The sequence below is a fragment of the Kaistella yananensis genome (assembly GCF_026107505.2).
Classification (GTDB): Bacteria; Bacteroidota; Bacteroidia; order Flavobacteriales; family Weeksellaceae; genus Kaistella; species Kaistella yananensis.
In genome coordinates this window covers 1-3,130 of sequence record NZ_JAPCHZ010000013.1, presented here as the reverse complement: position 1 = coordinate 3,130, position 3,130 = coordinate 1, and the positions used below count along the sequence as shown (strand labels likewise).

At 37.3% G+C, this 3,130-nt stretch carries 2 protein-coding genes and 1 pseudogene; 2 read left to right on the top strand and 1 reads right to left on the bottom strand.

What is annotated here, in order from left to right:
* A pseudogene (locus OK344_RS13365) lies at window positions 1-744 on the top strand (TonB-dependent receptor); the annotation flags it as partial.
* A 123-nt stretch (window positions 745-867) separates the two neighbouring features.
* Complete coding sequence (locus tag OK344_RS13360; protein ID WP_265145223.1) at window positions 868-2,496, top strand: ABC1 kinase family protein; 1,629 nt, start codon at window positions 868-870, stop codon at window positions 2,494-2,496.
* Between the two features lie 44 nt (window positions 2,497-2,540).
* Here OK344_RS13360 and OK344_RS13355 read toward each other — a convergent pair whose 3' ends face one another.
* Entirely contained in the window at window positions 2,541-2,984 is a 444-nt protein-coding gene (locus OK344_RS13355) for a Spy/CpxP family protein refolding chaperone (protein ID WP_265145222.1), read from the bottom strand.
* Window positions 2,985-3,130: the final 146 nt, after the last annotated feature.

The window sequence follows — 3,130 nt, the reverse complement described above, 5'->3', positions numbered from 1 at the left end:
AACCTTCCCGACTGTTGTCTTTACGACCGCACATTGCCTTTGGGCGTAAAGAGTGATTTGGTTCACATGGAAGAAAGCCCAGCTCCAAAAAAAGATTTCACCCAACATGCAGATCATGTTGACAAAAGCATTGAAGAGGTGAAACTCATAAAAATGGGCGAAGCTACTGCACTCAACAAAAAAGAAACCGGGCTAACCTTCAACATCAGCTCCAAAGAATTGCTGAAAGCTGCTTGCTGTAATCTCTCTGAAAGTTTCGAAACCAACGCAACCGTTGATGTGGCATTCAGCAATGCGGTTACTGGGACTAAACAATTGAAAATGTTAGGTTTAGACCAAAAATACACATCATTAACAAAAGAACTTCTGCCTTCCATCCGCGGTTTGGCATCGCCTTATGGAATGAATTTAATTCCCGGACGATGGATCGGTGGAATTCAGCTAACGAAAGGCGGAAGCACCGTTACCAACGGATACGAAAGCATCACGGGTCAAATTAATACCGAACTTTTAAAATTCAATGAAAAACCAGAAACAGCCCTGAATTTCTTCGGTGATCTGAATGGAAGATTTGAAACCAACATCACTTCAACCAGCGCAGTTTCCGAACATTGGAACCAAACGCTTTTACTCCACGGAAACGCAACTTTAGCCAAAATGGACACCAATGATGACGGATTTCTAGACCAACCGACAGGAAACCAAATAAATGCAGCTTATTTATTGAATTACAATGATTTAGAAAAGCACCTAAAAAATTCGGGGCAAACCGAGCGCAGCAGAAGACCAAATCCAAAAACAAGCGCAAAAAATAAACGCTGATTTTCAGGAACAATTTTTGAAGGTACCTTAGTTAAAATCAATCGCATGTTCGATAAACCACACCGAAAAATAAAACGTTCCGCCAAGCTGATTTCCGTATTGAGCAAATATGGTTTTCAGGATTTGTTGTCGAGAATGGGCGTTCAATCTTCGGAACCATCAAAAACAAATTCGGAAAATTTGTACAAAAGAATCCGAATGGCATTGGAAGAATTGGGACCAACCTTTGTCAAACTCGGTCAAAGTTTCAGCAACAGAGAAGATTTGCTTCCACCAGAACTCATTGCAGAACTACAAAAATTACAAGACAACGTCGATGTTTTGGATCTGAATGTCAAGGAGATTTTGGAAACAGAACTCGGCATTTCGACCGATGATTTTTTTCTTTCGATTCAAGAAGAACCAATTGCGGCAGCGTCGATTGCGCAAGTCTATAAAGCGATTTTGAAAGACGGAACTCCAGTCATTTTAAAAATCAAACGCCCGAATATTCAAAAAACAATTGAAGACGATTTGCTGCTCTTGAAAGATTTGGTTTCTTTGATTGACACCTACACTGACGCCGGAAAAAAAATCAGTTTGAAGAGTGCGGTTTCCGCCTTTGAGAAATCACTTCTGCAAGAACTTTCACTTGTCAACGAAAAGAACAATATTCAGCAATTTGCCTATAATTTCAGGAATAATAAACAAACGTATGTTCCCAAAGTGTACGAAGATTTCTGCAACAATTCGATTCTCTGTATGGAATTTGTTGATGGGATCAAAGTCACGGACAAAACGGCGCTAATTGCCAATATGATTGATCCTGTACAGATTTCTGAAGTTGGACTTCGGTTGTTTGTATCACAGATTTTAGACTTCGGATTTTTTCACGCAGATCCTCATGCAGGAAATATTTTGGTGAAAAAGGATGGGAAAATTGTCTTCATTGATTTTGGTGCGGTTGGCAAAATTCAACCAAATGACAAAGAAACATTGGAAAGTCTGATTCTGAATTTCATGTCGAAAAATGCGTCAAAAATTGTTTGGAATTTGAAGAAAATGGCAGTTCAATACACCATTCCAAACGAACGAAAATTTGAAGGCGATGTGCAAGAAATTTTGGATGACGTGCATTCTTCTTCCTTGCAAGAAATTAATGTCCAGGAATTGCTGAAAAAAATGCGCGACATTCTGCAAGACAATCAATTGTTAATGCCAGAATATTTCTATTTGCTATTTAAAGGAATTACTTTGATAGAAGGTGTTGGCAGAAGTATAAATCCGGATTTGGATATTGTCAAAACATTGAAACCTTATGCGAAAACTTTGTTTCTTCGGAAAATCAATCCAGAACATTTCCTTAAATCAGGAATGAATCGCGCCTTAAATTTCACCGATAATATTGATGAAATCCCGAAAGAACTGCGATCAATTCTACACAAATTGGACGATAATAAATTAACCGTTAGCAGCGAAATAAAAAATCTGGAACAAACAAACGCTGTCATCAAAACCAGCGTCACAAATTTGATTTTTGCTTTAGTACTTTGCGCCAATATGATTGCCACTGCGATTTTATGGAGCGCCGGAACCGGACCAAAAATAGGGGAGTTTCCAGTTTTTGCACTGTTGGGAATATTGATTTCTTTGTCTATTTTGACGATTTTAACGCTCAGAATATTGCGGAAATAAAAAACACTTCCATTCCTAGAAGTGCTTGCTGAATCGAGGTTTGATTATCCTCTTCGTTTATCTGTTTTTGGATGTTCAGTTTTGTCGAAAGAATTTTTATCTTTTTTCATGCCCATTCTTTGCGGTTGTTGCGCTTTGAATTTCGCATACTGATCATTGGTCAGAATTTTCTTGATTTTCTTATCGAATTCGGCTCTTTCTTTGTCCATTTTCGCTTTGAATTCGCTGTTGTTCGCATTGTTTTTTGTTGGTCTTTCACCATTTTTTGCAAAACTATTCGGTTTGTTTTTCTCAAATTTTGCTTCTCTTTCATTGAATAAAGCTTGTAGCTTTCTTTTCTGAGAAGAAGATAAATTCAAGTTGTCAAAACGCTGCATCATTTGTTCTGTGGTTGGTTTCTTTGGAGGACCATCCTGATTTCTTTGTTGCGCAAATGCAGTTGTGGTAAATGCCAAGAAGAAAGCTGCTGTTAAAACTAATTTTTTCATGATTTTACGATTTAAAAGTTAAATTATTTAGTCGTTCCTTAACAAAACCCACTATTTAATTTATTTTTAAAAACAGGATTAGAAAACATCATAATTTGTATCTTATAAAATAAGAAAATAATTTTCTGTTTCAGTAGTTCCATCAT

Excerpts from the sequence above, each read along its gene's own strand:
- OK344_RS13360 (WP_265145223.1), top strand. The coding sequence starts at position 868 with ATGTTCGATAAACCACACCGAAAAATAAAACGTTCCGCCAAGCTGATT.
- OK344_RS13355 (WP_265145222.1), bottom strand. The coding sequence starts at position 2,984 with ATGAAAAAATTAGTTTTAACAGCAGCTTTCTTCTTGGCATTTACCACA.